2 protein-coding genes are annotated in these 2,864 nt (G+C 71.5%); both read right to left on the bottom strand.

Going from position 1 to position 2,864, the window contains the following annotated elements; genetic code table 11:
- Nucleotides 1-123 precede the first annotated feature (123 nt).
- Nucleotides 124-1,857 (bottom strand): cbb3-type cytochrome c oxidase subunit I, encoded by a 1,734-nt coding sequence (locus tag D7Y11_RS42170; protein ID WP_120577737.1) that lies wholly within the window; start codon nt 1,855-1,857, stop codon nt 124-126.
- The gene (locus D7Y11_RS42165; RefSeq protein ID WP_126936480.1) at nt 1,854-2,690 is read right to left on the bottom strand and encodes a cytochrome c oxidase subunit II; all 837 of its coding nucleotides are present in this window, start codon (nt 2,688-2,690) and stop codon (nt 1,854-1,856) included. Before D7Y11_RS42165 ends, D7Y11_RS42170 begins: the two co-directional genes overlap by 4 nt.
- Nucleotides 2,691-2,864 lie beyond the last annotated feature (174 nt).

Raw genomic sequence — 2,864 nt, 5'->3', positions numbered from 1 at the left:
GAGCAGCCCTGTCAGGAGGCGCCGCTGCCCGGCAGTTAGCCGCACGCCCTGCTGGGGCCTCTTCCGGCGCACGCTGCTCATTACCAACGCAGCGTACCCCTGAACGGAATTACTCCGGTTGGCTTAGACGGCGCCCTCCACCCCGGGCACAGGCGTCGCCACCGGCTCCGCCACGGGTACACCCGAGGGCAGCGGCTCCGCCTGACCAATCCAATCGCGACCCAGTTGCTCCTGCACTTCCGGTTGCGACAGCGCATGCGGCCCGCGCAGCACCACGGCGCCAGGACCTGCGTCCATCCACTCCAGCGTGCCCACCCGCCACGGGTTCGGCTCCGCGGCCCGGCCCCACTTGAGCGTCCGCACCAGGTTCACCACGAACACCAGCTGCACCGCGCCCAACGCGAACGCGGCCCAACTGGTCCACCGGTTCAACGTGAGCAGGTGCGCGAGGAACGTGTACTGGTACGGGTCATAGAGCCGCCGCAGCTGCCCCGCGTAGCCCGCCACCAGCTGGCCACCGAAGACGGCGATGAACAGCACCGCGCTGAGGAGCACGTGCACCTTGGCCATGCGCTCGTCCAACGTGCGCCCGTACATGCGGGGGAACCAGAAGTAGAGCCCCGCGAACACCGCGAGGAAGCTGGCCGCGCCCATCGTCAGGTGGAAGTGCCCCACCACCCACATCGTCCCGTGCAGCGGCACGTCCGTCGCTACCGCGCCCAGCGCCAGCCCCGTGATGCCGCCCAGGCCGAAGACGATCATCGTCGCCAGCGCCGCGAGCATCGGCGACGTGAGCCGCACGCTGCCCCGCCACAGCGTCATCAGCCAGTTGAGGAACATCACCTGCGCCGGCAGCGAGATGAGCAGCGTCAACACCATGAACGTGCGCCCCAGCACCGGCGCCATCCCGCTGGTGAACAGGTGGTGCGCGTACACCGCGCCGCTCAGCGCCGTCACCACGCCCATGGCCCCCGCCGTCATCCGGTAGCCGTGCGCGGGCTTGCGGCTGAAGAACGCCACGAAGTCCCCCACCATGCCCCACGCGGGCAGGATGAGGATGTAGACCTCCGGGTGGCCGAACAGCCAGAACAGGTGCTGGTACACCAGCGGGTCGCCGCCCCCGCCCACCGCCGCCGCGCCCGCGATGAAGAACTGCGTGCCCGCCACCCGGTCCAACAACAGCAGCACCGTGGCCGCCGCCAGCACCGGCACGAACAGCACGTTGAGCACCGCGCCGTAGAACAGCCCCCACACCACCAGCGGCATCCGGCCCCACGTCATCCCCGGCGCCCGGCAGCGCACCACCGTGACGACGAAGTTGAGCCCGTACAGGAACGCGGACACGCCCACGCACAACACCGCCACCGTCACCAGCGTCTGCCCCAGCCCCGGCGTGAACGCGGGCGTCGCCAGCGGCGGATACGACGTCCACCCCGCGCTCGCCGGCCCCAGCCGCACCACGAACGACACCAGCATCAGCGCGCCGCCCACCGCGTAGGCCCAGAAGCCGAGCGGCGACAGCCGGGGGAACGCCATCTGCTTGGAGCCAATGGCCAGCGGCAGCACGAAGTGCCCCAGCGCGCCGAAGAGCAGCGGCGTCACCGCGAAGAAGATCATCAACAGGCCGTGCATCGTGAACACGGCCGTGTACGTGGGCGGAGTGAGCGCGCCCTTCGACTCGGGCAGCACCCACGCGAGCCCCGGCACCGGCTGCCCGGGCCACGCCCACTGGAAGCGGATGAGCATGGCCAGCAGGCCGCCCACCAGCAGGAACAGGAACCCGCCCCACAGGTACTGCCGCGCCACGCGCTGGGGGTCCGTCGTCCAGAGCGACTTCAGCAGCGCCCCCGCCTTCATGGCGTCCTCCACACCCAGCCCCAGTGGGCCGCGGTGTCATCCGGGTCGTAGCCCTGCACCGCCTTGAGGCTCGCCTCGCGCAGCCACGCCGCGTACGCCTCCGGGGACAGCGCCGTCAGCATGCCGCGCATCCGGTAGTGGCTGGTGCCGCAGTGCTGGTAGCAGGCCACCTCCCACGAGCCCTCGCGAGCGGCCTGGAACCACGTCTGGTTCACGCGGCCCGGAATGGCGTCCAGCTTCACTCGGAAAGCGGGCAGCGAGAACCCGTGCACCACGTCCGTGGAGACCAGCTGCACCCAGACGGGCACGTCCGCCGGCACGCGCAGGTCGTTCCACGTCACCACGTCGTCCTTCGTGCCGAACGCCCCGTCCGCGCCCGCGTACCGCGCCTCCCACGACCACTGGTGCGCGTTGATCTGGATGCGCACCGTGCGCGGATCCTCCGTGGGGACGCGGAAGTTCCAGAGCACGTCGTTCAGGTAGCCCTGGGAGCCCAGGAACAGCGTCCCGTCCACCACGCCGAACACGCCCAGGGCCAGCCCCAGCACCCACGCCCGCGAGCGACGCGTGCCTCCGTCCGGCGCCACCTTCCGGGCACCCCGAAAACGCACCACCGCCAGCAACATCCACCCGAGCATCACCGCCGCCAGCGCCATGTCGAAGCCATGGCTCGTGGCCAGCAGCGCGTCGATGCGGTCGCCCGTCGCGCTCGCGTTCTCCGGCGGCGCCAGGCTCCAGGCACCACGCGCGGGCGGCACCGCCAGGGGCGCCTGCGCATCCGGCGGCGCGACGTCGCTGGGGGACGACGGGGATAACGCCGGGGACTCCGCCATCACGGATGCTCCTGTTCCACGGGGGCCGAAGCCCGCTCTGCTCCTGGCGCATCTCGCCCCGCCCGCCAGGCCGCCCAGAGCCCCACGCCCACCAGCGCGAAGGGCACCAGCATCAGCGCCAGCAGCAGCTCGCCCGCCCCACCCGGGGACTCCGGCGCACGGGCCGTGCACGAG

Source organism: Corallococcus sp. AB018, assembly GCF_003986945.1.
GTDB lineage: Bacteria > Myxococcota > Myxococcia > Myxococcales > Myxococcaceae > Corallococcus > Corallococcus exiguus.
Note: the sequence above shows the minus strand (reverse complement) of the source record. Positions and strands in the feature narration are given on the sequence as shown.